Raw genomic sequence first — 24,668 nt, forward strand, 5'->3', positions numbered from 1 at the left:
ATGCGAAATGAAAGTTGCAAGGATAAAAAGATAATCGCAACATGAAACATATATAATAGAAGAAACATGATTTAAAGGGATGATATCGTTATGAGTTGGTTCGCGAGTTTCAGTAGAATTATCCCGCTATTTGTGGGCAGTAAAACCCTCACCTCAAAATTCGGCTGAAGCAAAGAAGTTAGGTGGGAGATTAACTGCCCGTAAAAGCCCGATTGGTGAAGGCTAATAATCAGTGGGGGATGAACAAAACCCCCACTGATTATAGTTTCACTTTATATAATAGAAGTTAGAGGTTCTTATTTTTGTCAAAACGTCGATGAAATTACATTTGCCTTCAACAAAATAAAAAACGTAGGAGTGTAAACTCCTACGTTTTTTATTTACTCATATCGTAAACATTCAATTGGATCAAGTTTAGCAGCTTTGTTTGCTGGTAGTAAACCGAATGCAATACCGATTAGCATTGAGATACCTACTGAAAGAAGTCCAAGTTCTTTTGAGATAACGAGTGGCCATCCGGCAAAGATTGAGACGATCCAAGCGAAGAAAATACCAAGCATGAATCCGATGAAACCACCGAGTCCTGTTAAAATACAAGATTCAATTAAGAATTGTGTTAATACTTTACCGCGCGTTGCACCAAGTGCTTTACGAATACCGATCTCACGTGTACGTTCTGTTACAGATACAAGCATGATGTTCATTACACCGATACCACCAACAAGTAAGGAGATAGCGGCAATGCCACCGAATACCATTTTCATCATACCGATGGATTCGTCTAATTGCTTCGTAAATTCACCTAAGTCCTGTGCTTCGAATTTGTGCTCGAATTTAGGAGCTTTCATGTCGTTTAAAACAGAAACAGCTTGTTTTTCTACACTTTTACGTTCTGTTGGAGAGGTCATTGTTAATTTTACAGAGTCATACTCATTTACTCCTGAAATGACAGGCGCGTTTTCAAGAGATGTATAACCTTCAGGCATAGCCATTCCAAATTCGTTTTTCGTTTCGTATACACCGACTATTTTATACGGCTTTCCTTTTACATCTGTGTATAAATTTGATTCCCAACCACTAAATAATTTGTTGAAAGCTTCTTCATTTAATATAACAGCAGGGATTGCTTGGTTTAATTCGCTGTCGTTTAATTCACGACCGTGAACTAATTTTATTTTCGAATCTGTCATAAAGGCGCCTGTTCCACCTTTTAAATCAAGAGAGACATCTTTTGAACCAGAAGATGCTTTTACTTTCATACTTACATCTGGATAAACATCTTTAACGCCTGGTACAGTTTGAAGACGTTTTAGCATATCAGGTGTGATTTTGGCACTATCAGTTCCATAATCAGGGTTGTTGTAGTAAATCGTTACTTCAGTATCTTTTCCTTGTCCTAACTCTTTTTTAAACTTTGCATTTGTACCATCACCCATTGAAATGATAGTAATAATGGCGCTAATACCGATAATAATACCTAGCATTGTTAATATAGAACGCATTTTATGAGCAAAGATAGAGGAAAGGGCCATGCGTATATTTTCACTCGTGTTCAAAATTAACCTCTCCAATCTTGGACGATATTTCCGTCACGAATTACAATTTGACGTGCTGCCGCTTCCCCAATTTCACGATCGTGGGTAATCATAATGATTGTTGAGCCTTGTTTGTTTAATTCGTAAAAGAGATCCATAATTTGTGTACTTGTTTTCGTATCAAGTGCACCCGTCGGTTCATCTGCTAAGAGAAATTTCGGGTTATTTACGATTGCACGTGCGACTGCGACACGCTGCTTTTGTCCACCTGACAATTCATTTGGTAAGTGAGTAGCACGATCAGCTAAACTGACTTTTGTTAAAGCTGCTAATGAGCGCTCACGTCTTTCTTTTTTATCGACTCCAGCGTAAATAAGAGGTAGTTCTACATTTTGAAGTGCTGTAAGTCTCGGTAATAACATAAAGTTTTGGAATATGAATCCGATCTCTTTATTACGAACATGTGCAAGTTCTGTTTCAGACATGTTTGAAATGTTTTGACCAGCTAGTTCGTACGCACCTGTCGTTGGTTTATCTAAGCAACCGATAATGTTCATTAATGTTGATTTACCAGAACCAGATGGTCCCATAATAGAAGTGAATTCTCCTTGGTTTAGTGTTACATCAATTCCGTGTAATATTTGAACGGACTCTGCACCATTTTGGAAAGATTTCGTGATGCCTTTTAAGTTAATCATTGAGTGACAACCTCCATACCGTCTTTTAAGTCTTTTTCAGGTTTAGAGATAATTTCCTCTCCTTTTTTCACTCCAGAAACTTTTGCTTCGCTATCTGTCTCGAATTCAACAGTAACTGCTTGTTCTTTCGCTTTACCGTCTTTTACAATGAAGACAACACTTTTGTCACCTTTTTTCACAATGCTGCTTTTCGGAACAATTGTACCAGTTGCTTCGCCGGATTTACTTGTTACGTAAACATGGAAGCCGTTTTGTAATTCTTCACTATTATCTAATGTGACAGTGAATTGATAATTAGAAACAGTTTTATTTTCGTCCATGCTCTTTAATGGTGTAGAACCGATTTCTGTTACTTTTCCTGTCCAAGTCTTACCAGCGACAGTTTTTGATGAAACAGTTACTTCTTGCCCAACTTTCATACTAGCAAGTTCATATTCAGAAAGTTGACCTTTTACTTTAAATTGACCAGCGTGACGAAGTGTAATGCCACTCATACCTGTTTTTTCATCAGCAGTTTTTACGATATCATCAATTACACCGTCGGTTGGACTCGTTACAGAAAGTGTGTTTACTTTCTCTTTTGCTGCTTTAATCATTTCATCAGCTTTTTCTACTTCAAACTTTTTCATTTCAAGTTGTGATTCTAATTGTTGCACTTCGACTTCCGATGCCTTTAATGCTTCCTGAGGAAGACCTGCATTTTTATCTTTTTGTAATTTTTGTTTCGCTGCATCAATTTGTTTTTGATATAATGTCACTTCTTTTTGTGCAATTTTCTTTTGCATTTCTGCTTCTGTTACACCTTGTTTAGCAGTAGGGTCATTATATTTAAATAGAAGCTGCCCTTTTTTCACTTCGTCACCTTTTTTAACAGCTAATTCATACGTACCTTTTGTTGGATCAAATGAAATTGTTTCGATGCCGTTTGGAATGACTTCACCGCCAAATTTTTGCGCGTTTTCAATTTGTTTTTCTGTTACTTTATATCCGCTATATGCCATTGCTACTTCTGAACTACCACCAGCTAAAGCAAAATATGATCCAGCTGCAATTCCGATCGCTACTACACTAGTAATTAACACTTTATTTTTCTTCTTCATCTATTTATCACCTTTTCGTTCGTTTTAGTATCTACATTAAGTATAGAAGAGGTGAAGAATCTGACAAATCGTTTTAGCTTACAATAACCTTACAGTTTTGTAAGGTATAAATATGTAAATGTAAGGTGGAGGTTGTCCTAGTTTAAGCAAATGAATTGACTCGTTGTTTCTTTCTAATAATAATATTGTATGAAGGAGAGGAGGAAGGAAGATGGAAGCTTATTTTAGTACGCATCCATTAAAACCATTTATTCCGTACTCGAGGCAACATGTCATTATATTATTTATTATGTTGGTGGGGATATTTTTTCTGTATCAATACCAAGATTTATTGCGTCAAAGTGAGTGGAATATAACGGTTCGATATGCGATTGCATTTCTATTTATAGGAAGTGAGATTGGACTTCATATGTGGGAATGGAAAGCCGGTATTTTTGAGCTAGGCACTTCATTACCATTTGAGTTATGTACGATTAGTTTATTGTTAGCATCGATTATGATTGTAACGAAAAGCTATCGAATATATGAGATTGTGTTTTTTACAGGAATTATCGGTGCATCGCAAGCCATTTTAACGCCGAACGTGCAATACGCTTTTCCGCATTTTCGCTTTATAGAATTCTTCATTGCACATGTATTACTCATTTGGGCACCGCTCTTTATGACGTGGGTAGAAGGATATAGACCTACCTTGCAATCGATTAAGCGTACGATGATATTTTTAAACATAGTAATTCCAATCGTTTCATTTGTTAATTATAAAACGGGTGGCAATTATATGTTTTTAGCTCATAAGCCAGAAACTGCTTCATTACTCGATATGTTAGGGCCGCATCCTTACTATATTATTTCATTAGAAATAGCTGCGCTTATGGGATGTTTCATTTTGTATATACCGTTTGCGAAAAGAGAAGGGCATGCGCATAAAGAATCACTAGGGTCATAACCTAGTGATTTTTCTTTATAAATATTTACAATTCAGAAAATTAAGAATAAAATTAGAGGGTAAATTATATATAGAGAGAAGGGAAAACGTGGTCAAAAAAGTTTTTCTGAATGGGATGGAAGTGACAATTCAATTTATTATTTCGATTTTGGGCATTATTTGTATAGGAGCACTGCCGAAATTATTTTATGGATTTGAGCTGCATGCATCAGAGTACATACAGAGTTTAAAAGAAGTGTTTGTGAACTTAATGGATATCTCCAATTTGCAATATGTGAGAGGTAAATTTTTATTTCCACAGTTGTTCGTCCATTATAAAGAAACGATTGTTATTTTTTTGGCTGCTTTTTTCATTTCATTATTTGTAGCATTTTGTATTGTTTATGTAATTATGAGTAGTTCACCGCGTATACAACATCGTATTAAATCATTTCTCATCTTTCTAGAATCTATTCCAGACATTCTTCTTATTTTAGTATCGCAAATTTTAGTTGTATGGTTTTTTAAACAAACAGGTTTTTTACCTTTTCAAATTGCGTCAATTGGAGGCGAGTCGATTAGAGGATTACCGATATTTTGTTTGAGTATACCGACTACGATTCTGTTCGTAAAAATGTTGGTGCTTCGTTTTGAAAATGAACTAGAAAAAGATTATGTACTATTTGCTAAGGCGAAAGGGCTAAATCGTATTCATATTTTAAATCGTCATGTTTTACGAAATGTGTTGCTTAGTACACTTTTCTTTGCGAAAACAAATATCTTTTTTATGTTATCTAATTTATATATTATAGAATGGATTTTTAATACGGGTGGTATTTTCATGTTTTTAAAATCGTACGAGGGTATTAGGGTGGAGGTTTTCATCGTTAGTGTGCTACTTATTTATATTCCGATTTTTATTTTGTTTAAATTGTTTGATTACCTCATTCCAGCTGCGATGAAGGAGAGACTATAATATGTGGACGTATATAAAACGCGATAAAAGATTTTGGATAAGCATTGGGTTTCTTCTCATATTAGTTCTTTTGAGCATCGGAAATACGATATGGAATGATGGACATATTAGACAAGTTACATTGCAATATGATGCGGATGAAAATCCAGAAGTACCACCGTTTTCACCTTCATTACAATTTTTACTCGGGACAGACCGGAAAGGATACGACCTTTTACATTTAGTCATTGAAGGGGCGAAATGGACGATTGGTATATCTATTTTAATTGCGGCACTTAGAATGGTAATAGGTGTTTTTTTCGGTGTTGTAATCGGAACGTATGTAAAAAGAGGCTTTTCAAAGATTGAGGCTTTTTTTGATAGTTTTACAGTTATTCCAACAGTTATGATTGCGTATTTTTTTCTTCACTTTGCAAATACATTTGGAAGTGGAGAGGAGACAACAACTTTTTTTGAAAGAGCTTCATTTCAAGTGGTATTACTCGTAATGCTTGTGATGCCAGTTATTGCACTGTATGTTGCGAAGGAAGTTCGTAAATTACAAACGGAAGAATTTATTGATGCCGCGCGCATATTAGGCGGATCGAGAAGACGTATTGTTATAAAACATCTTTTTCCGCATCTCTATATGACGTTTATACTCGTATTTCTTCAACAGTTTACGCAGACTCTTACTATTTTACTGCACTTAGGGTTACTGGAAGTATTCTTTGGTGGAACAGTTAACTTTATGGGGCCGGTGGAAGAAGTGGAATCTTATACGCATGAATGGTCAGGTTTAATTGGAGTATACTTTAGGTCATTAACAGTGCATCCATGGATTCCTCTCGTCCCAATTACATTTTTCGGGCTTACTATTTTTTCAGGAAATATGATTGTGAAAAGTATAGAAGAGGCGATGTTGAAAGTAAGATTAGGAGGAGAGAGAAAGAGGAAAGATGTAGAAGAGGAACAGCCTGCTGTGCAGTCAAAAGAAGAGTTATTTACTTTTAAACATACGATGTGAAGAGCCTAGGAAACTAGGTTCTTTTATTTTGTTATATTACAATATCGTAAGAGAGGTGTAATGAAAATCGATAGGGAAGAAATACAATTTCGTATACACTTCATGTATAGAGAAACGCGAGAGCTGGTGAAGGTATACGATGGATTTTTTAGAAGTATCAAAACGTAGTATAAAGCGGAATGTGAAAGATTATTTTCTATACTTTATTTCATTAGTAGGCAGCATTATTATTTATTTTACATTCGTATCGATTAAACGAAATGAAAGTGTAGTAGCTCTTTTAAAAGAGTCAGATAAGGTGGAAACGACATTTACGTTTGCACAAATATTATTGATTATCTTTTTGACGATATTTATTTTTTATTGTAATAGCTTCTTTTTGCGAAAGAAGAAAAAAGAAATTGCGCTATACAGTTTACTAGGTATCCGTAAAGAAGAAATTGCGAAGTTACTCTTTTATGAAACATTACTAGTTGGTGCTGCGGCAAGTGTATTAGGTATTATTTCTGGTTTATTTATAGCGAATATATGTGCAGGGCTTCTTGCGAAGCTAATGGGAAGTGCGTTTACTTTTACATTTACGATTTCATTTTTGTCTATAGTAGAAGTTCTTATAACGATAGGTGCGATTTTTTTTATTGCATCATGGAAAAGTAAAAAGTTAATTTATGAGTATCGTTTAGTTGAATTACTATATGGTGAAAATCAGAAAGAAGAAGCACCTACGTATTCAAGTAAGAAGGCAAAACGAGCGATTGTTTTATTAATTACAGGTTATATAATTGCGTTACTCACACAAGTTTTTGGGTTTGGAGCAATTTTTATTACAGGTCTAATTATTTTTGGGTGTATTGTAAAAGGTACATTTTTACTATTCGAGCAGTATACAGTGAAATCACTCCATAAAATAAAGGGAGATAAAACGAAATATTGGAATGGAACGAACATTTTATCCATTTCTTCATTGTTCTTTAGAATAAAAGGGAACGTAAAGATGCTTGCGCTATTATCTTTATTAAGTGCAGTGACACTATGTACAATTGGAATTAGTTCTAGTATGTATTATGGAGCGCAGAAAACGGCGACATTAATGAATCCAGTTAGTTATGAGTATGTAACAACTGGAAAGGAATTAGATAAGAAAGTTAGAGAAGAAATTCAAAAACATGAGTTAGGAATAAAAAATGAAACGTTCGTAGCTTTACTTTCTATGCAAGGGAAGATAGATGGAGAACAAATATTAACTGGGTATTTAATAGGTAATGGTAATGTACAAGTTATAAAAGAGTCGGATTTTAATAAATCAGCTTCTATGTTAGGGAATAAAAAAGCTGTGCTTCATTCGGAAAAGGAAGCAATTTTATTAGATCCGTATAAATCATATAACATTGAAAAGAATTCGCTTGAAGGAAACAACGTGTCCTTTGAAGGGATGAAGAATGGTATAACAATTGTTGAGCATCGTGAGGAAACAATTGTTAGTGCGAAACTTGCACCAGTTGGACTTGTTGTTCAAGATTCGTTCTTTAATAAGATGCAGCAAGGAAATGTTGTTTCAAAGGTAAGTGGATTTATCGTTGAAGGAAACGGTAGTAGAGAGCTAACGAAAGAGCTAGAGACTATTCTTTTTAAGGAAGCGAAATTCCAATCATTTGAACAGGCGAGTCAAGCTGAGTTGCAAGATGGTGCAGTGTTGTTATTTGCAAGTGTATTTTTAGGGATTGTTTTTATTCTGGCTACTGGCTGTATTTTATACTTTAAACAAATAACAGAAGCGCTGGCAGAGCGACCAGCATATGGAATGTTAAAGAAAATCGGACTAACGAAAAGAGAAGCAACAGAGTCTGTAAGAAAACAAGTAGGAGCGATTTTCGTAGTACCATTACTGCTTGCGATTTGTCATACATTCTTTGCATTTTTAAGTTTGATGGGCTTTACAGGGATGTTTGAATATAGTCTTCCTTTACTAGGTAGTATAGGAGTGTATATCATGATTTACTTAGGCTACTATATGTTAACTGTTCGCTCATATACAAATACTGTATTCAGCGATAGAAAATAAAAAGAAGCAAGCATGGATTTCATGCTTGCTTTTTTTCTTTATTTTGTAGAAACTTCACCTGCAGCTTCTGTTTGTGGAATACAGTATCCGATTATACCACCGATTATTGCTGGAACGATCCAGCCGATTCCTAAGTTATAAAAAGGAATTGTGTGTACGATATTAGCGATAAAACTTGGTATCATTCCCACATTATCAAGTGCATGAATACAGCTAATAATGAATGCTGCGATCATCGCTCCGATATAGACAGAAGGTTTACGTTTCGTATATTTATCGATAAATGATACGAAAATTAAAATGATTGTAATTGGATATAAAATAATTAATACGGGTAATGTAATTTTGATTAATAAACTTAATCCTAAGTTTGAAATAACGAAGCTAAAAATACAAACGTATAGTACAAGCTTCTTATATGAAACATTTGTTAATACTGTTGTGAAATAGTTGGCGAATGCACTTACAACACCGATTGCAGTCGTTAAACAAGCAGCTATAATTGCGATACTTAATAAAACATTACCGCTTGTCCCAAAGAATTGATACATAATAGTTGCTAATAGTTGACCGCCATTTTCAAATTGTCCTAAGTTTCCGTTTGAAGCGCCGATATAACCTAGTAAGAAGTAAACAATTGTTAAGAAAAGAGCCGCAATGCTTCCGCAAATAATTGTATATTTTGCAATGGATTTCTTATCTTGTATACCGTTTTGGCGAATTGCATTTACAACAATTGTTGATAATACGAGAGCTCCGATTGCATCTAATGTTAAAAAGCCTTCGAGAAATCCTTTGAAAAATGGGATTTCTTTATAGTCACCAACAGGTTCTGCGAACGATACTGGTGAAAGAATCGCCTTTGTTGCCATAATTGCAATAATTCCAAGCAAAATTGGCGTTAATATTTTTCCGATATGATCTACTAATTTGGATGGATTTAACGATAAGAAGTAGACGACTATAAAGAAAATCGCACTAAAAACTAACATAGAGTACCATTGATCTGGGAAAAGTGGTGCAATCCCAATTTCATAAGATACAGTTCCAGTTCGTGGAATAACAAATAGTGGGCCGATGGAAAGATAAATAATGATAGCGAATACTGCTGCGAATTTTGGGTGGACACGGCTCGCTAAAGTATTAAAACTACCACCAGCAAGGGCAACAGCGACGATAGCTAGTAAAGATAAACCGACATCTGTAATAATAAATCCTGTAATGGAAACCCACATATTTTCTCCGGAAGAAAGACCGAGAAGAGGCGGGAAAATCATATTACCAGCACCGAAGAAAACTGCGAATAGTAATAAACTAATCGAAAGTATTTGCGCTGGTTTTAAAGTTGTACGCATATAAAGAAAAGCCTCCTAATGAGCGTTTTTTTGTCGAAAATTCAAATAATTTGTCGATTAACTGTTATTATTTTAAAGGTCTGATGACTAGAAAGCAAGAGGGAATTTTAAAAATATTTTAAAATAATGCGTAAAATTGAATAAATATACTATTTATATGTTAATGCAGGAAGAATTTCACTTTTAACGTAAAAAAACACATATCGCTAGGATATGTGTATTAAAAATAAATTTGCCTATCACGTTCTTCTTTTAAAATTTCTACAGCCTCTCGGAAACGTTGAGAATGGACAATTTCTCGTTCGCGTAAAAAGCGTAAGCTATCATTTATATCGGGATCGTCTGATAAATCAATTAGCCATTGATAAGTCGCTCGTGCTTTTTCTTCAGCTGCAATATCCTCGTATAAATCTGCGATAGGATCTCCTTTCGCTTGAATGTAAGTGGCAGTAAAAGGAACACCACCTGCATTATGGTAAAACAAGGCGCTATCATGATTCGCATAATGCGCGTCTAATCCGGCAGCTTTCATTTGTTCAGGTGTTGCATCTTTTGTTAATTTATAAATCATTGTAGCAATCATTTCTAAATGTGCGAACTCTTCTGTACCAATATCGGTTAGTAAGCCAACGACTTTATCAGGAATAGTATAACGCTGATTTAAGTAGCGCAGAGCAGCAGCTAGTTCGCCGTCCGCACCACCGTACTGTTCAACTAATAATCTGGCGAGTGCTGGATTACAAGTACTCACCTTAACAGGATACTGTAATTTTTTTTCATAAATCCACATAGTTTCTCTCCTTCATATTTGCCATGGCCACGGTCCTTTGCTCCATTCCCAGGGAGCGTTAGAATAACTATTTCCAAACTGCTGAAGTGGTCCGTATTTTTCTTCAATTTTTTGTTTTAATACTCTTCGTTTATAAGAAAAATCGTTGAATTGATTTATAGCTGCAGTATCGTCGGGATGCGTATCTAAATAGAGAGTAAGTTCAACTAATACAAAGTCTAATTCTTGAAGTTCTTCAATCCATTTGTAATATTCATCAGGCAATGTTTGTGTCACGTCTTTATTCACCGTCCTTTTTTGTAAGGATTTTCATAATAATCATAAAAGGCAGGCCATAAAGTCCCTTTTCTTAAAGCTTCTTTTGGTGTGAATTGGGGTAAATTAGTTGGTTGAAAACCCATATATAAGTGCGGGGGAGTTGAGTAATATTTCTTTCCAATTGGAGGACAAGGATCGTTTGGACCGTGATAAGGTATGTAGGATTTCATGAATTTATCCATGTCACAACCCTCCTTTATAAATGAAATATCCATTACTATGTATTGTATTCGTACATAATTGTCATTTATGACTCATATAAAAAACTAATAGAGACAGGGGGAGTTGAGGATGGAAGGCATTACAACATGCATCGTATTAGAATCAAAAAATTTAAAGGAAACATTGTATTTTTATGAAGGGATTTTAGGCTTTAAACCAAGCAAGAAGAGACCTCAACTACATGTAACAGGTGTTTGGTATGACGTTGGTTTAACGAGAATTTGTTTTGTGGTAAATCGGAATTTACGAGGGCGAGAGAAGGTTGCTAATTCTTCGTGTGAATTAATAACCTTTTCAATTTCTGATATGGAAAAAGTAAAGAGAAAATTACAGTTTTACAAAATATCTTTTGCGGAAGAACAGCATGCGGATGGGGTGGTAATTACTCTGTATGATCCAGATTGCTATAAGCTTCAAATTTCATCAGAGGCATGAGTAACCATAGGGGGGATAGTGTGGATAGAATGTATGAAGAAAGCGCACTGTTTGAACATAAATTTTGGCTCAAAGTTCTTGGGGATCATGCTCAGTTTTTACTAGATGCTTTAGCTCCACAGGAGAAAGAAGATATACAGAAAGCCACCTATTTTGTAGAAAAATTTACGAACTTTTTAAATGAAATTCATACTGTAAATTTTATTGCATTTTCAAAAGATGCAGAACAAGCTGCAGAGGAGATTCGAGCATTTAAATTAAATATTATACAAAAGCAATTGGAAGGTAAAATTGTGATTCATTTTACTCCGACTTTTATTAATCATATGGTAAATGAAGTGGAGGAATATATAACAGTATTAGAATACTTAGGGAGGGGAGAAGTCCCGCCCGTTTTTCATGAACTACACTATCATCTCGCGTGGTTAACGGATGCAGCAGGGCATGCTGGTTCTATTTCAGGCGGATTAGATGTTGTGGAAAAAAGATTGAAGGAGAAAAGTGATTTGTTTGCTAAACATTTTGAACAATTTTATTTAAAGGCAGTTGAAATGACAGGTTATTTACGGGCAGAACTGAAACATTTTCCAGCTTTGAAGAAGTTTACAAAAGACGTTTCACTAGAGCTAAAGTTATTCTCGCATTTCCTTCGAGAAGTAGAAGAATTAGAGTTGTCTGAGCAAATATTAAGTTCATTATCAGCCAGGATGGCGGATCATATGGCGAGGGAGGAGTGTTACTATTTATTGAAGTTAGCACAATCCTCAGGGTTAGAGATACCGAAATGTAATCCGCTTTAAAAATAGATTGTAGGGAAGATTAAGCAGACAAATTGTAACAGTGATAGAAGTATGTGAAGTTTCATTATGAAAAAAATATTGACAAGCCCCTCCAAATATCTTAATGTGATTGTATAAAATTGTGTATCTAAAGGGGAGTAACTTATTACAGTAAAGTCGTCATTACAGGGAGAAACCCTCGGCTTTATTGGCAACGTTTCGTTGTTAGTGAGACCTTTACCAGCAATGGTAAAGGCCCCTTATTGTCTTTTTAGGACCCTTACCATATTTGGTAGGGTCCTTTTTGTATACAAAGAGAGGAGCTAGAAAATGAAAAAACTTATTAGTAGATTAAGAGTTGTATTTCATGTCCGCCGTTTTGTTCCATTTCTATTTGACTTTTTTACTTCAAAAGAGGTTTCCATAAAGAAGAAAATCTTATCTATTGCTTTTTTAGTTGGTTATGTAGCGATGCCGCTCGATTTAATTCCAGACTTCTTACCGTTTATCGGTATTTTAGATGATATTGGAATTGTGTTATTTATTTTAAATCGAATTGTAAAAATGGCGCCAGTGCAATTGCAAGAAAAGCATAACGTAAACGTAGGATAGGAGTTGAAAATATGGAGCAAATTATTTTAGATATAATCGAGTTTTTAAAGCAGTTTTCTTATTTTGGAGTCGTGTTAGCTTTAACTTTTGAGTTTATTCCAGCAGAGGTAGTTTTGCCTATGGTTGGATATTGGGTATACGAGGGTGATATGAATTTTTGGCTAGCTGTATTAGCTGGAACACTAGGGGGAACGACAGGACCATTAACGTTATACGCACTAGGTTATTACGGTGGTCGTCCTCTATTAATAAAATACGGGAAATACTTCTTCATTAAAGAAGAACAAATTCAAAAAGCAGATGATTTCTTTGAAAAATATGGACCGGTTGTAGCATTTGTTGGACGCTTTGTGCCAGGAGTTCGAACGCTTATTTCCGTTCCATGTGGTATGGCGAAAATGAACATATGGAAATTTAGCATATATACATTTGTAGCAATGTTCCCGTTAACGACTTTGTATATTTATTTTGGAATGAAATTAGGTCCGCATTGGGAAAAAGCAGCGGGTGTTGTTGGACAATATATGTTACCTATATTAGTGGTTGTTCTTATTGTTATAGGTAGTATCTTTATCTATAAATTTATGAAAAAACGAAACAAAACTGAATCTATTTAGTTAGTAGTATTAGGGTGGGATTATTTTTTGAAAATGGATGAATAGTACAGGCAAAAGACTCTGAAGGACATACACATATAGGGAATATAAAAGAGAGAGGGGAAACAACTATGTCTTGTGAGTGCTCAGGGTCAGTATTAACTTGCTGTCCAGATAAAAATTATGTGCAAGATAAAGTGTGTAGTCCGTGGTCTGCTACTGTAGTTGCAACAGCAATTGATAATGTTCTTTATACAAATAATATTAACCAAAATGTAGTTGGTACTGGTTTTGTTAAATATGATGTTGGTCCAGGTCCAATTACTGTAGAAGCGCTTGATTCTGCTGGGGCTACAATTGATACACAAACATTAAACCCAGGAACGAGTATCGCTTTTACGTATCGCCGCTTTGCTAGTATACAAGTTGTGTTACCTGCAACACCTGGTGGAACGTATCAGGGAGAATTTTGTATTACAACACGTTATCCACTTTCATAGTAGAATAGGAGAGGATCGAAATGGGAATGAGAAGTTCCGGTTTGTCTTGTTGTTCTAATAAAACACTTGTGCAAGATCAAGTATGTACAGACTGGTCTATTACAGGTGCTGGTACTCAAATTGTATATACGAATAATATTACACAAGAAGTATATGGTTCAGGTTATGTGAAATATGATGTAGGCGCGAATCCCATTACAGTTGATTTTTTAGTCGGTGCTACAGTAGTTGATACAATTACTGTACAACCACAAAGTAGTGGTACTTTCACTGTACGATATTTTACTACTGTCCGAATTACTACGACAGGAACAACTGTTAATCAAGGCGAGTTTTGTATTACAGTACGTTATCCAATTTCATAAAAAAAGCATACCGTAAATGGTATGCTTTTTTTAAATTGAGGAAGTAATAAAATTGGTATTCTATAAGCAACATGTAAATTGGCAACAGTACTTGCCTTCTAAATATAGTGAAGGATTATTTTGTATATTAATAATACTAACGGATTTTAAATCTTTACCTGTGTAAGATATTGTATTGCCAGGAAACACAGTGAAAATATTGGTTACTGCTCCAATGATTTGAATTGTAATTGCTTCAGTGCTGCTAGTACTATTGTAAACCGAGACAGTACCTGATATAAGCAGTATCCCATCACTTTGCCACAGTATCATTGATTGTAGTGCATCTTTGGTAGAGGGAATGGTGTTGTTAGTTATGAGGAAATTCCCTGCAAATTCATTTGTTACTCGCTCACAACTTGGATTTGGAGGAGGGGGCGGTGGACAAGGGTCTGGACAAATGATAGATAAAGGAGCGAAACAGCCAATATTTTTTTTGTTCTTCAATACAACCCCTCCTTTTTAAGTTGTCTTTTACTACTATTAAATGTAGAAGCATGGCCGATGTGTTAAGAAAAGAAGAAAATTTTTAAAAATAAGATTGTCTAATAGGCTTACAGCTTAACTTATCATTAATGTTACAGAAAAGATTATATGTGAATAGACATGGGAAAAGAATGATCAGACTCTTTTAGACAAAAGGTGGTTGTATACAATAGTACGAGTAATGTTGGACTTAACACTTAATTAACTGTATATTTACAAAAATCTAATAAAATTCATTTGTTATTTAAACGATATTAATATGTTTAAGATAAAATAGCCCTTGTAATGAATCAATTATTATGAGGAGGATTCACGTGGAAAGAACTGCTTTACGAAAAGTAAAAGGTCTTATTGGATTATTAATGGTGTTTGTATTGGCATTTGTATCATTACCGTGGAGTACGTCGGTTAAAGCGGAAGAGAAAAAGCAAGAAAAGGCACCAAGTGAGAAGAAGATAGTTTTTCCAGTTGTAAGTGATGTGCATATTAAAGATAGTGGAACAGATGATACGTTCCGCTGGAAAAGAGCGATTGAGCAATTTAATACGCTTGCACCAAAGCAAGATGCGTTTGTCATTGTAGGTGATTTTACTGATTCGGGTTCAGTAAAGCAATATGATCGTTTCATGCAAGTGTATAACGAAAATGCAAATAAAGATGCGGTACGAATGAATTCTCTAGGTAATCATGATTATTGGAACGGCTTATCGGTAGAGGGAGCACAGAAGCGTTTCTTAGAAAAGACAGGAATGGAATCGGTTTATTATCATAAGGTGGTAAAAGGGTATCATTTCCTTGTTATGTCTCCAGAGGATGGGACAACACATGGCTATTATTCGGACAAGCAAATTAATTGGTTAAAAGAAGAAACGGCAAAGGCACAAAAAGATGATCCAGAAAAACCGATTTTTGTATTTTTACATCAACATATTAAAGATACAGTGTACGGTAGCCAAGAATGGGGAACGAAAGATAGTGCGAAAGTTAATGCGGTATTAAAAGAATACCCACAAGTAATTACGTTTTCAGGTCATTCACATTATCCGTTAGATGATCCAAGATCGATTCATCAAAAAGATTTTACATCAGTTGGTACATCTTCTGTAAGTTATATGGAAGTTGAAGGTGGTAAAGTACAAGGAAATATCCCGCCAGGAGCTAGTACATTAAGCCAAGGTTTATTAGTAGAAGTGGATGATAAAGAAGTAACGATTAATCGTCGCGACTTCCATACGAATTCTTGGACAGGTGAACCTTGGAAAATTAAATTACCATCAAAGAAAGAAACATTTACTCATGTAGAAGATCGTGATAAAGAAAAACCATACTTTGCAAAAGATGCAAAGCTTGCTGTATCAAATGTAACAGAAAATGCAGCAACAGTAACATTCCAGCAAGCGTTGGACAACCTTCTTGTTCACTCTTATCGTGTACAAGCGAAGGATAAACAAACAGGTGAGATTAAAAATAAGTTATTAGCATTCTCAGAGTTTTATCGTGATCCAGTGCCGAAAGAACTTACATTTACACTGGCAGGATTAGATGGCGGGAAATCATATACACTTGAAGTAGTTGCGATTGATTCGTTTGGCAATGAAAGTGCGCAACCGTTAACTGCAGAAATCATAATGAAAAAAGATAATATTGATCCGAATGTGAAAGTACCAAAGGCAGACGTTTTTGATGTGAATTTCTTAGATGGTACATTTAAAGATAACTCACCGTTTGGAACAAAAGGTGATGTGAAAGGAAATGTATCTATTGAATATGATAAAGCGTTGAAAACAAATGTAATGAAATTAAATGGAAAAGCAAATACATTTGGGTATCTTCCATTTTCAGCAACACAAAAAGAAAAAGTAGCAAATTCATTTACATTAGAAACTGTATTTTCAATGAATGAAATTCGCGGACAAGGCATTTTGCAAAATACAGAGAGCGGTGGAATTGGTTTTGAGTCTACAGGAAGTGGATATGTAGAATTATGGGCTCATATTGGCGGAAGTTATAAACGTGTGGGTGTTCAATTAGAAGCAAACAAAACGTATCATTTAACAGGAACGTATAATGGAAGTGAAGTAGCAATTTATGTAGATGGTAAAAAAGTAAATAGTCAGCCGGCTCAAGGGAAAGTATATCACCCGAACGTACCATTCGCACTTGGTGCAGATCCTGATAGCAACGGAAATGGCGGTATTCCGTTAAATGGACAAATTGCATTAGCAAAATTATATAGTAAAGCATTAAGTTCTTCAGAAGTAGTAGCGGCATATAACGAGTTTTCTACTCGTACAAAATTAGAGCAAGTAAATACGTTATATGAAGAAATCGGAAAAGTGAAAGAAGTATTGGCAGGTACTTATGAATTTGGTGAACAGCCAGGTCAGTATTCACAAGCAGCTTTTAACGAATTACAAAGAAGCTATGACAATGCAAAGAAAGTGTTTGAGAATATAGCAAGTACAGGAGAACAAATTGTTCAAACGTATAATGAATTAAAAACAGCAAATCAAACATTTGTACAATCAAAGGTAGCAGAAGAACAGCCAAAAACACCGAAAGAAAAATTACAAGTGACTATTGAATCTGCAAAAGCAGTAGTGAAAAAAGCACAAGCTGCAAATGTAACGGACGGTTCAGTGAGATCATTGAGTCAAAAAATTACAGTTGCAGAAGCTGTATTAAAAGATGTGAAAGTAAAAGATGCACAGGTAGAAACGATGAATCGTACGTTAGAGTACGCTATTTCACTGGTTGAAAAAAGCATCAACAAATAAGGTATAAGAAAAAGAAGCTTATCATGATAGGCTTCTTTTTTGTTATACTAAAAGTAGTATAGAAAAAGGGAGCGAATAATTTGGAAGAGAAAAAGCTAAAAAGAATTCTTGAATATGTATGGATCGCCGTTGTGCTCCTTGTAGGATATTATTTATTAAAAGATAAAAGTATATGGATTCTATTTTTAATGACATTTTTATTAGCGGGATTAGGAACGCTATTTATTAACTTTTTCTTTGATAGTGTAAACGCGTGGAGAAAGAAAAAGAAAGAGACGAAGTAAGGGAGAATAAAGTGAAACTTTAATCAGTGGGAGTCTTACTGCCCGGCAAATAGCGGGATAAGTATACAAAAGTTGATCGGTATATTTTTCGTTTTACAATCGTTAATGAAAATAGCTCGCCTTTATTATAGGCGAGCTATTTTTTTATACTTCTTTTTTCTCATCATTTGTTTTTTTAGTAGCTAAATGACTATGTTTTCTAGAGTAGAAGAAGTATACGCATAAACCGACTATAAGCCAAAATGAAAAGCTGATCCATGTCGTTTTGGACAAATTAGTCATTAAATATAAACAACAAAGAATAGCGACAACCGGTAGTGCAGGTACGAGTGGTGTGCGGAAGCCTCGTTTTAAATCAGGATGAGTTTTCCGTAAAATAAGTACAGCAAAGCAAACGAATGTGAAGGCTGTTAACGTACCGATGTTTACTAAATTCGCTAGTAAATGTAGGTCTAAAAGTCCTGCTAATAAAGCTGCAAATACTCCAGTAATCCATGTATTTAATAAAGGGATTTTCACTTTTTTATTTACGCGTGATAAAGCTTTTGGGAGTAAGCCGTCTCGGCTCATTGCATAAGAAACACGAACTTGTCCATACATAACGACTAAAAGAACGGTTGTCATTCCTGTCATCGCACCTACTGCAAGTAGCCCCGCAATAGTATCTTCACCAACGAAATGTAGTGCAAATGCAACTGGATCAGAAACGTCTAATTGCGTATAAGGAACCATGCCTGTTAAAACGAAAGATACGATCATGTATAAAACTGTACAAATAAGAAGGGAACCGATAATGCCAATTGGTAAATCACGCTGCGGTTTTTTCGTTTCCTCTGCCGCGGTTGCGATTGCATCAAAACCTAAAAAGGCGAAGAAGACAGTGGCAGCTCCGGTAATAATACCGTCGTACCCGAATGGAATGAACGGTGTCCAATTTTCAGGCTTTACATATTTTGCACCTGCTACGATAAAGGCGATAATAACTGCTAATTTTATAAGGACCATAATATTATTAATGCGTGCGCTTTCGCGTATACCAAAACTTAAAAGCCCAGTAATGAGAAGTAAAATACAAACAGCTGGTAAATCAATGAGACCACCTTTTCCTGTACCAGGGGCCGAGGCTATTATGGCGGGCAGATGGATGTTAAATCCTTGTAGTAAAGATTGTAAATAACCAGACCAACCGACAGCTACTGCTGCGACGGCAAGTAAATATTCGAGCATTAAACACCAACCAACGATAAAGGCGACAACTTCTCCGACAGTCATGTATGCATAAGTGTAAACACTGCCTGAGACTGGTATAGAAGACGCGAATTCAGCATAACAAAAGGCTACACAAGCACAAGTAAATGCAGCAATAAGGAATGATAGCATAATACCAGGGCCAGAATGTTTTGCCGCTACGATACCTGTTAATACAAAAATCCCTGTCCCAATTACGGCGCCGATTCCTAAAAACGTTAAATCGAGTGCCGTTAATGTTCTATCTAGCTGTCGTGGTGATTCAGTACTAAGCGCTTTTTTTCGTAATAATGACTTCACTTTGGACTCTCCTCCCATTTTTCATCTCCATAACTGCGAATAGTGTGAATCCATTGGAAAAGAGTACGTAAGTGAATAAAGGTACAGTTATGGTATGTAGTTTTTTAAAATTTCTGGGTTAATTTTATTATAATTCAGAATATTTTGTCAAATAAAATGTGACAAATAATATTCGAATGAATAGGGGAAACTACTTGCAGGAATGGACGAGGGTTAACAGAGTGACAAAAACACTCATTAAAGTTTCACTTTATCCCGCATTAACTGCCCGTAAATGCCCGATTGGTTTAACTAATAATCAGTGAGGATGGGGAAATTCCCCACTGATTAAAGTTTCACTTTATAAAGTAGGAGAAGATGTTATGTTATTTTATTTTGAACTTGTCGTCATTTTACTTTGTACGAAATTAGCTGGTGATATTAGCGTAAGACTTGGCCAGCCCTCTGTACTTGGTAAATTAATCGTTGGTATTATTATCGGTCCTGCTGTGCTAGGTATTATTAATAGTTCAGAACTTATTGATGAGCTTAGCGAAATCGGTGTTTTGCTACTTATGTTTATGGCAGGACTCGAAACTGATTTAGAAGAGTTAAATCGTAATTTAAAATCTGCATTCGCAGTAGCGATGGGAGGAATTATTTTCCCATTCCTTGGTGGGTATTTAGCAGGGCTTGCTTTTGGAATGTTACAGTCGCATGCGATCTTTTTAGGGTTATTACTTTGTGCCACATCGGTTAGTATTTCTGTTCAAACGCTAAGAGATTTAGGGAAAATGAATACGAGAGAAAGTACGACGATTTTAGGTGCAGCTGTATTTGATGATGTAATTGTCGTTATTTTATTAGCGTTTGTCATGAGTTTTTTAGGCACACAAGATGTAAATGTAACGCTAGTCATTGCAAAGAAAATTATCTTTTTTGTAAGTATTGTTTTCATCGCTTGGAAAGTTGTTCCGTGGATTATGAAAATGCTCGTACCACTTCGCGTAACAGAAGCGTTAATTAGTGCTGCACTTATTATTTGTTTCTCTTTTTCGTATTACAGTGAAATGATGGGAATCGCAGGTATTATTGGGGCATTTGCAGCAGGAATTGCGATTTCGCAAACAGAGTATAAGCATGAAGTGGAACATAAAATTGAACCGATTGCTTACGCGATATTCGTACCGGTTTTCTTCGTAAGTATTGGAATGGAAATTACATTTCAAGGTATCGGAAGCCAACTTTGGTTCATTATCATTATGACGCTCATCGCAATTTTCACAAAGTTAATCGGATCAGGTTTAGGAGCAAGATTAACAGGGTTTAACTTACAATCTTCTATTAGTATTGGTGCGGGAATGGTGTCGCGCGGGGAAGTAGCGCTTATCATTGCAGCAAATGGACTTGCGGCGAATTTGTTAGCGAAAGAAAATTTCACAGCGATTGTCATTGTTGTTATATTGACGACAATTATTACGCCGCCGCTTTTGAAGAAGTATTTTGTATAGAGAGGAAGGGCTTATCTGATGTAGGTAAGCTCTTTTTTTATTGCAAAATGCAGTGGTCATGTAGCATGAATGGATTGTAATTATGATAAAATCTATGTATGTGATATGACAAGGAGAGGGAAGTGTGAAGATTACAAAGGGGAAAGTTATAGGTGTAATCATACTTATTGCACTATGTATACCATTTACTGCATGGAAAGAGTCAAAAGTGAAAAATTTTCCAGTTTCTATTTTTTCTTCCTATGTAGAAGACGAAAACCCGAAAGACTATAAGTACACTGCTTTTGTACCTGACTTTGCAATTTGGATACATGGATGGGAAAAACAGCGATCTGAAGGTGAAATAACGTCATATAAAAAAGAGGATCGAACTGTAATTGTTCACCATCCACCTGGCAATGATGGTTTTTATCTATATGATACAAATGATATTAGAGAATATACGCAACCGTAAGAAGTGGAGGTTAAATAGTGAAAGCTTCAACATTACTATTTAAAATTGAAAGTAATATGGATCAATTTTCACCAGCTGAAAAGAAGGTTGCCATGTACATAATGGAGAATGCTGAGATTGTTCCGAATTTAACGACGAAAGAAGTGTCAACGAATGCAGGTGCAAGTGAGGCGAGTGTTGTTCGCTTTTGTAAATCGATTGGAATCGGAAGCTTTAAAGCATTTAAGATAGCGCTCGTTCGTGAATTAACGATTGCTGATTATAATATTAATGATTTTTCAGTGATGAATACGGAAGATGGACCGTACGATTTGTTTAATAAAGTTACATATGTGAATAAAGCTGCAATTGAGGCGAGCGTTACTGCGATAGATAAAAAGGAACTTGAGAAAGCTGCAGATCGTATTGTAAATGCGGATAAAATTATATTTTACGGAGTAGGCGGATCGGCTACTCCGGCGATGGACGGGGCTTATAAATTTACAAGGCTTGGATTTACTGCAATGATGCTATCTGATTTTCATATGATGTTGCCACTCGTCACGAATTTAAAAGAGGGAGATATATTTGTTGCGATTTCAACTTCTGGTCGTACGAAAGATGTACTTGAAATGGCGCAATATGCGAAGAAGCGAGGGGCTACAGTTATTGCGATTACGAAGCTAGACCAATCATCTCCGTTATATAAAGCGGCAGACATTCGCCTTTGTATGCCAGATGTAGAGCAAGACCATCGCATTGCGAGTATTGCTTCGAGAATGACGCAACTGAATATGATTGATGCTTTATACGTGATTACTTTCAATCGAATTGGTAATAAAGTATTAGATCAATTTATGGAGACGAGAGAAGAAGCATTACGGTTACGGAAATTGAAGTAGAAGAAAAGATGGGGAGACTCATCTTTTTTATTATCTTTGACACAAATATGTCATGTTGTGAAATTTTATTTCATAAAATAAGAAAGAGTTATTGATTTTTAATTTCTTAAAGTTATAATAAAAGTGTGAAATATAATTTCGAAGAGGGTGGCAATATGTTAGAGAATTTATCGACAGAACACCGTAATGAGAAAACGATGAATCTAGATGAGATGAGTATAAAAGAAGTGTTACAAAGTATGAATGAAGAAGATCGAACTGTTGCGTTAGCAGTTGAAAATGAAATAGAAGAAATTGAAAAGGTTGTACAAATTGTTACTAAGTCTTTTGAAGAAGAAGGCCGTTTAATTTATATTGGGGCTGGTACGAGTGGCCGTTTAGGCATTTTAGACGCAGTAGAATGTCCCCCGACATTTGGAACAGATGATAACATGGTTCAAGGATTTATAGCAGGTGGATTGAAAGCGTTTACTAAGGCGGTGGAAGGTGCCGAAGATCGTGAAGAGTTAGCAAAAGAAGATTTAAAAAGTATTGGATTAAACGAGAAAGATACGGTTATTGGAATTGCAGCAAGTGGTAGAACACCCTATGTAATTGGCGGATTGAAATATGCAAGTAGCGTGGGAGCAAGTACAGCTAGTATTTCCTGTAATAAAAATGCTGAAATAAGTAAATATGCAAAACTAAATGTGGAAGTGGAAACAGGCGCAGAAATATTAACAGGCTCAACACGGTTGAAGGCTGGCACAGCGCAAAAGTTAGTACTCAATATGATTTCTACAGCGTCTATGATTGGTGTAGGGAAAGTATATAAAAACTTAATGGTAGATGTTCAATCTACAAATGAAAAATTGGTAGAACGCTCAAAACGAATTATTGTTGAAGCGACAGGCGCTAGTTATGAAGTAGCTACAGAGTGTTATGAGAAAGCAGATCGAAATGTGAAAGCTGCAATCGTTATGATATTACTACAGTGTGAATATGGGGAAGCACTAGAAAAATTAAAAGGTGCGAAAGGATTTGTGAAGAAAGCACTTTAAACTTTGGGGAGGGGGATTCTATTATGAAGAAAGAAGAGAGAATGGCCAAAGAGATTTCAGAGCAACTTGGGGGAGTAAAAAATATTCGTGGCATTGCTCATTGTATGACGAGACTGCGATTAACGCTTCATGATGAAAGTAAAGTGAATATGGACCTTTTGAAAAAGGTTGAAGGGGTTATGGGCGTTATTGAAGATGAGACGCTTCAAGTTGTTGTTGGACCAGGGATAGTAAATAAAGTAGCAGCTGAGATGGAAGGTTTAACGGGACTGCGAATTGGTGAGGTGGCAGATCACCACCTTGAAGATCTTGGGCAAGAGATGAAGTCAGAGATTAAGAAGAAAAATAATACACCAGTGAAAAACTTTTTAAGAAAAATAGGAAGTATTTTCATTCCGCTAATTCCGGGGCTTGTTGCGTCAGGAATTATAAATGGGGTTGCTAACTTTGCGAAAAACGCAGGTGCTGATCCGAATGCAACGTGGCTACAAATGCTACTACTTATTGGCGGCGGTATCTTTACATTCTTAGGAATTTTAGTCGGTTGGAATACAGCGAAAGAATTTGGCGGGACACCAGTTCTTGGGGCAATTGCAGGTATTTTAATTTTCAACCCAGCGATGGCGAATGTAAAATTATTTGGTGAAGCGCTCGTACCCGGACGGGGCGGATTATTTGCAGTTATTTTTGCAGCATGGCTTATGGTTGTAGTTGAGAGACGAGTGCGAAAAGCTGTGCCAAATGCAGTTGATATTATCGTAACACCACTCATTACTGTATTAGCTGTAAGTATAGTAACGATGTTAGCGATTCAGCCAGTAGCAGGCTTCTTATCTGATGGTATTACAAGCGGTATTAATGCAATTTTAAATGTTGGCGGAGCATTTGCTGGAGCTGTGCTTGCCGGAACATTTTTACCTCTCGTAATGGTCGGATTACATCACGGTTTAACACCGATTCATATGGAATTTATTAATCAAACGCACGTAACGCCTTTATTACCAGTATTCGCAATGGCTGGCGCTGGGCAAGTAGGAGCAGCAATTGCGATTTATGTGAAAACAAAAAATAAACGCCTTCGTAATGTGATTAAAGGTGGATTACCAGTAGGATTTTTAGGAATTGGCGAACCGCTATTATACGGGGTTACATTGCCACTTGGGAAACCGTTTATTACTGCTTGTTTAGGAGCGGCTGTCGGTGGTGCATTCCAAGCTGTTATGAAAACGGCTTCACTCGGAATAGGTGTATCAGGATTATCATTAATTCCGTTAATTGCTGATAATAAATATTTATTATATTTCCTTGGATTAGTAGTTGCATATACGTTCGGATTCATCTTTACGTACTTCTTCGGCTTTAAAGAAGAAATGGCAGAAAACATATAGAGAAAGG

Annotated in this window: 26 protein-coding genes; 17 read left to right on the forward strand and 9 right to left on the reverse strand. The window is 35.8% G+C overall.

Features of this window, described 5'->3' with window-relative positions; genetic code table 11:
- Positions 1–380: 380 nt before the first annotated feature.
- The 3 genes from QCI77_RS04205 to QCI77_RS04215 are packed head-to-tail and all read right to left on the reverse strand — an operon-like array spanning position 381 to position 3,333.
- A complete protein-coding gene (locus tag QCI77_RS04205; RefSeq protein ID WP_002029935.1) occupies positions 381–1,532 on the reverse strand; it encodes an ABC transporter permease in 1,152 nt (383 codons plus the stop codon).
- Positions 1,533–1,558: 26 nt separating this feature from the next.
- Positions 1,559–2,233: an ABC transporter ATP-binding protein gene (locus tag QCI77_RS04210; protein WP_002087431.1), complete on the reverse strand. Its 675-nt coding sequence runs from the start codon at positions 2,231–2,233 to the stop codon at positions 1,559–1,561.
- Positions 2,230–3,333, reverse strand: coding sequence for an efflux RND transporter periplasmic adaptor subunit (locus QCI77_RS04215; protein ID WP_113768974.1), 1,104 nt, complete (start codon positions 3,331–3,333; stop codon positions 2,230–2,232). The genes QCI77_RS04210 and QCI77_RS04215 overlap by 4 nt, the downstream gene beginning before the upstream one ends.
- 211 nt (positions 3,334–3,544) lie before the next feature.
- On the opposite strand from QCI77_RS04215, the gene QCI77_RS04220 reads away from it, so the two are divergent.
- From QCI77_RS04220 to QCI77_RS04235, 4 genes are all read left to right on the forward strand, one after another.
- Complete coding sequence (locus QCI77_RS04220; protein WP_113768975.1) at positions 3,545–4,279, forward strand: YwaF family protein; 735 nt, start codon at positions 3,545–3,547, stop codon at positions 4,277–4,279.
- A gap of 88 nt (positions 4,280–4,367) precedes the next feature.
- Entirely contained in the window at positions 4,368–5,234 is an 867-nt protein-coding gene (locus tag QCI77_RS04225; protein WP_353824546.1) for an ABC transporter permease subunit, read from the forward strand.
- A gap of 1 nt (position 5,235) precedes the next feature.
- Positions 5,236–6,240, forward strand: a complete 1,005-nt coding sequence (locus QCI77_RS04230) for an ABC transporter permease (RefSeq protein ID WP_088035200.1) — start codon at positions 5,236–5,238, stop codon at positions 6,238–6,240.
- Positions 6,241–6,379: 139 nt separating this feature from the next.
- Complete coding sequence (locus tag QCI77_RS04235) at positions 6,380–8,302, forward strand: FtsX-like permease family protein (RefSeq protein WP_113768977.1); 1,923 nt, start codon at positions 6,380–6,382, stop codon at positions 8,300–8,302.
- Positions 8,303–8,340: 38 nt separating this feature from the next.
- On the opposite strand, the gene brnQ2 is transcribed toward QCI77_RS04235, so the two are convergent.
- The 4 genes from brnQ2 to QCI77_RS04255 form a co-directional block, all read right to left on the reverse strand.
- Positions 8,341–9,657: a branched-chain amino acid transport system II carrier protein BrnQ2 gene (gene brnQ2 / locus QCI77_RS04240; protein ID WP_002029943.1), complete on the reverse strand. Its 1,317-nt coding sequence runs from the start codon at positions 9,655–9,657 to the stop codon at positions 8,341–8,343.
- Positions 9,658–9,877: 220 nt separating this feature from the next.
- Complete coding sequence (cotJC, locus tag QCI77_RS04245) at positions 9,878–10,447, reverse strand: spore coat protein CotJC (RefSeq protein WP_002140479.1); 570 nt, start codon at positions 10,445–10,447, stop codon at positions 9,878–9,880.
- A 12-nt stretch (positions 10,448–10,459) separates the two neighbouring features.
- The gene (locus tag QCI77_RS04250) at positions 10,460–10,723 is read right to left on the reverse strand and encodes a spore coat protein CotJB (protein ID WP_002140482.1); all 264 of its coding nucleotides are present in this window, start codon (positions 10,721–10,723) and stop codon (positions 10,460–10,462) included.
- A gap of 8 nt (positions 10,724–10,731) precedes the next feature.
- Entirely contained in the window at positions 10,732–10,947 is a 216-nt protein-coding gene (locus tag QCI77_RS04255; RefSeq protein ID WP_000357172.1) for a spore coat associated protein CotJA, read from the reverse strand.
- A 109-nt stretch (positions 10,948–11,056) separates the two neighbouring features.
- On the opposite strand from QCI77_RS04255, the gene QCI77_RS04260 reads away from it, so the two are divergent.
- The 6 genes from QCI77_RS04260 (at position 11,057) to QCI77_RS04285 (ending at position 14,274) form a co-directional block, all read left to right on the forward strand.
- On the forward strand, positions 11,057–11,422 hold the full coding sequence (locus tag QCI77_RS04260; RefSeq protein ID WP_113768978.1) for a VOC family protein: 366 nt from the start codon (positions 11,057–11,059) through the stop codon (positions 11,420–11,422).
- 20 nt (positions 11,423–11,442) lie between these two features.
- Entirely contained in the window at positions 11,443–12,222 is a 780-nt protein-coding gene (locus QCI77_RS04265; RefSeq protein WP_060750015.1) for a DUF2935 domain-containing protein, read from the forward strand.
- Between the two features lie 309 nt (positions 12,223–12,531).
- The gene (locus QCI77_RS04270) at positions 12,532–12,813 is read left to right on the forward strand and encodes a YkvA family protein (protein ID WP_000733844.1); all 282 of its coding nucleotides are present in this window, start codon (positions 12,532–12,534) and stop codon (positions 12,811–12,813) included.
- 11 nt (positions 12,814–12,824) lie between these two features.
- Entirely contained in the window at positions 12,825–13,430 is a 606-nt protein-coding gene (locus QCI77_RS04275; RefSeq protein ID WP_113768979.1) for a DedA family protein, read from the forward strand.
- Between the two features lie 110 nt (positions 13,431–13,540).
- Positions 13,541–13,909 (forward strand): DUF3992 domain-containing protein, encoded by a 369-nt coding sequence (locus QCI77_RS04280; protein ID WP_113768980.1) that lies wholly within the window; start codon positions 13,541–13,543, stop codon positions 13,907–13,909.
- 20 nt (positions 13,910–13,929) lie between these two features.
- Positions 13,930–14,274 (forward strand): DUF3992 domain-containing protein, encoded by a 345-nt coding sequence (locus QCI77_RS04285; protein ID WP_000525803.1) that lies wholly within the window; start codon positions 13,930–13,932, stop codon positions 14,272–14,274.
- Between the two features lie 60 nt (positions 14,275–14,334).
- On the opposite strand, the gene QCI77_RS04290 is transcribed toward QCI77_RS04285, so the two are convergent.
- On the reverse strand, positions 14,335–14,760 hold the full coding sequence (locus tag QCI77_RS04290; protein WP_002087412.1) for an S-Ena type endospore appendage: 426 nt from the start codon (positions 14,758–14,760) through the stop codon (positions 14,335–14,337).
- A 353-nt stretch (positions 14,761–15,113) separates the two neighbouring features.
- Here QCI77_RS04290 and QCI77_RS04295 point away from each other — a divergent pair, with 353 nt between their 5' ends.
- Together QCI77_RS04295 and QCI77_RS04300 are read left to right on the forward strand one after the other, a co-directional pair.
- On the forward strand, positions 15,114–17,576 hold the full coding sequence (locus QCI77_RS04295) for a LamG-like jellyroll fold domain-containing protein (RefSeq protein WP_353824547.1): 2,463 nt from the start codon (positions 15,114–15,116) through the stop codon (positions 17,574–17,576).
- Positions 17,577–17,656: 80 nt separating this feature from the next.
- Complete coding sequence (locus QCI77_RS04300) at positions 17,657–17,860, forward strand: hypothetical protein (RefSeq protein WP_000391506.1); 204 nt, start codon at positions 17,657–17,659, stop codon at positions 17,858–17,860.
- A 144-nt stretch (positions 17,861–18,004) separates the two neighbouring features.
- Here the strand turns inward: QCI77_RS04300 and bcaP are convergent, their stop codons facing one another.
- Positions 18,005–19,408, reverse strand: coding sequence for a branched-chain amino acid transporter BcaP (gene bcaP / locus QCI77_RS04305; protein WP_033710191.1), 1,404 nt, complete (start codon positions 19,406–19,408; stop codon positions 18,005–18,007).
- A 362-nt stretch (positions 19,409–19,770) separates the two neighbouring features.
- Between bcaP and QCI77_RS04310 the strand changes: the two genes are divergently transcribed.
- The 5 genes from QCI77_RS04310 (at position 19,771) to QCI77_RS04330 (ending at position 24,661) form a co-directional block, all read left to right on the forward strand.
- The gene (locus tag QCI77_RS04310) at positions 19,771–20,898 is read left to right on the forward strand and encodes a cation:proton antiporter (RefSeq protein ID WP_002010790.1); all 1,128 of its coding nucleotides are present in this window, start codon (positions 19,771–19,773) and stop codon (positions 20,896–20,898) included.
- Positions 20,899–21,022: 124 nt separating this feature from the next.
- A complete protein-coding gene (locus QCI77_RS04315) occupies positions 21,023–21,352 on the forward strand; it encodes an outer surface protein (protein WP_113768982.1) in 330 nt (109 codons plus the stop codon).
- A 17-nt stretch (positions 21,353–21,369) separates the two neighbouring features.
- The gene (locus tag QCI77_RS04320; RefSeq protein WP_002029960.1) at positions 21,370–22,233 is read left to right on the forward strand and encodes a MurR/RpiR family transcriptional regulator; all 864 of its coding nucleotides are present in this window, start codon (positions 21,370–21,372) and stop codon (positions 22,231–22,233) included.
- A 155-nt stretch (positions 22,234–22,388) separates the two neighbouring features.
- Entirely contained in the window at positions 22,389–23,273 is an 885-nt protein-coding gene (gene murQ, locus QCI77_RS04325; protein ID WP_002166328.1) for an N-acetylmuramic acid 6-phosphate etherase, read from the forward strand.
- Between the two features lie 23 nt (positions 23,274–23,296).
- Complete coding sequence (locus QCI77_RS04330; protein ID WP_353824548.1) at positions 23,297–24,661, forward strand: PTS transporter subunit EIIC; 1,365 nt, start codon at positions 23,297–23,299, stop codon at positions 24,659–24,661.
- The last annotated feature ends 7 nt before the right edge of the window (positions 24,662–24,668 follow it).

The organism is Bacillus cereus group sp. MG9, from assembly GCF_040459995.1.
GTDB classification, from domain to species: domain Bacteria; phylum Bacillota; class Bacilli; order Bacillales; family Bacillaceae_G; genus Bacillus_A; species Bacillus_A mycoides.

Excerpts from the sequence above, each read along its gene's own strand:
- QCI77_RS04205 (WP_002029935.1), bottom strand. The coding sequence starts at position 1,532 with ATGGCCCTTTCCTCTATCTTTGCTCATAAAATGCGTTCTATATTAACA.
- QCI77_RS04210 (WP_002087431.1), bottom strand. The coding sequence starts at position 2,233 with ATGATTAACTTAAAAGGCATCACGAAATCTTTCCAAAATGGTGCAGAG.
- QCI77_RS04215 (WP_113768974.1), bottom strand. The coding sequence starts at position 3,333 with ATGAAGAAGAAAAATAAAGTGTTAATTACTAGTGTAGTAGCGATCGGA.
- QCI77_RS04220 (WP_113768975.1), top strand. The coding sequence starts at position 3,545 with ATGGAAGCTTATTTTAGTACGCATCCATTAAAACCATTTATTCCGTAC.
- QCI77_RS04230 (WP_088035200.1), top strand. The coding sequence starts at position 5,236 with ATGTGGACGTATATAAAACGCGATAAAAGATTTTGGATAAGCATTGGG.
- QCI77_RS04235 (WP_113768977.1), top strand. The coding sequence starts at position 6,380 with ATGGATTTTTTAGAAGTATCAAAACGTAGTATAAAGCGGAATGTGAAA.
- brnQ2 (WP_002029943.1), bottom strand. The coding sequence starts at position 9,657 with ATGCGTACAACTTTAAAACCAGCGCAAATACTTTCGATTAGTTTATTA.
- cotJC (WP_002140479.1), bottom strand. The coding sequence starts at position 10,447 with ATGTGGATTTATGAAAAAAAATTACAGTATCCTGTTAAGGTGAGTACT.
- QCI77_RS04255 (WP_000357172.1), bottom strand. The coding sequence starts at position 10,947 with ATGGATAAATTCATGAAATCCTACATACCTTATCACGGTCCAAACGAT.
- QCI77_RS04260 (WP_113768978.1), top strand. The coding sequence starts at position 11,057 with ATGGAAGGCATTACAACATGCATCGTATTAGAATCAAAAAATTTAAAG.
- QCI77_RS04270 (WP_000733844.1), top strand. The coding sequence starts at position 12,532 with ATGAAAAAACTTATTAGTAGATTAAGAGTTGTATTTCATGTCCGCCGT.
- QCI77_RS04275 (WP_113768979.1), top strand. The coding sequence starts at position 12,825 with ATGGAGCAAATTATTTTAGATATAATCGAGTTTTTAAAGCAGTTTTCT.
- QCI77_RS04280 (WP_113768980.1), top strand. The coding sequence starts at position 13,541 with ATGTCTTGTGAGTGCTCAGGGTCAGTATTAACTTGCTGTCCAGATAAA.
- QCI77_RS04285 (WP_000525803.1), top strand. The coding sequence starts at position 13,930 with ATGGGAATGAGAAGTTCCGGTTTGTCTTGTTGTTCTAATAAAACACTT.
- QCI77_RS04310 (WP_002010790.1), top strand. The coding sequence starts at position 19,771 with ATGTTATTTTATTTTGAACTTGTCGTCATTTTACTTTGTACGAAATTA.
- murQ (WP_002166328.1), top strand. The coding sequence starts at position 22,389 with ATGTTAGAGAATTTATCGACAGAACACCGTAATGAGAAAACGATGAAT.
- QCI77_RS04330 (WP_353824548.1), top strand. The coding sequence starts at position 23,297 with ATGAAGAAAGAAGAGAGAATGGCCAAAGAGATTTCAGAGCAACTTGGG.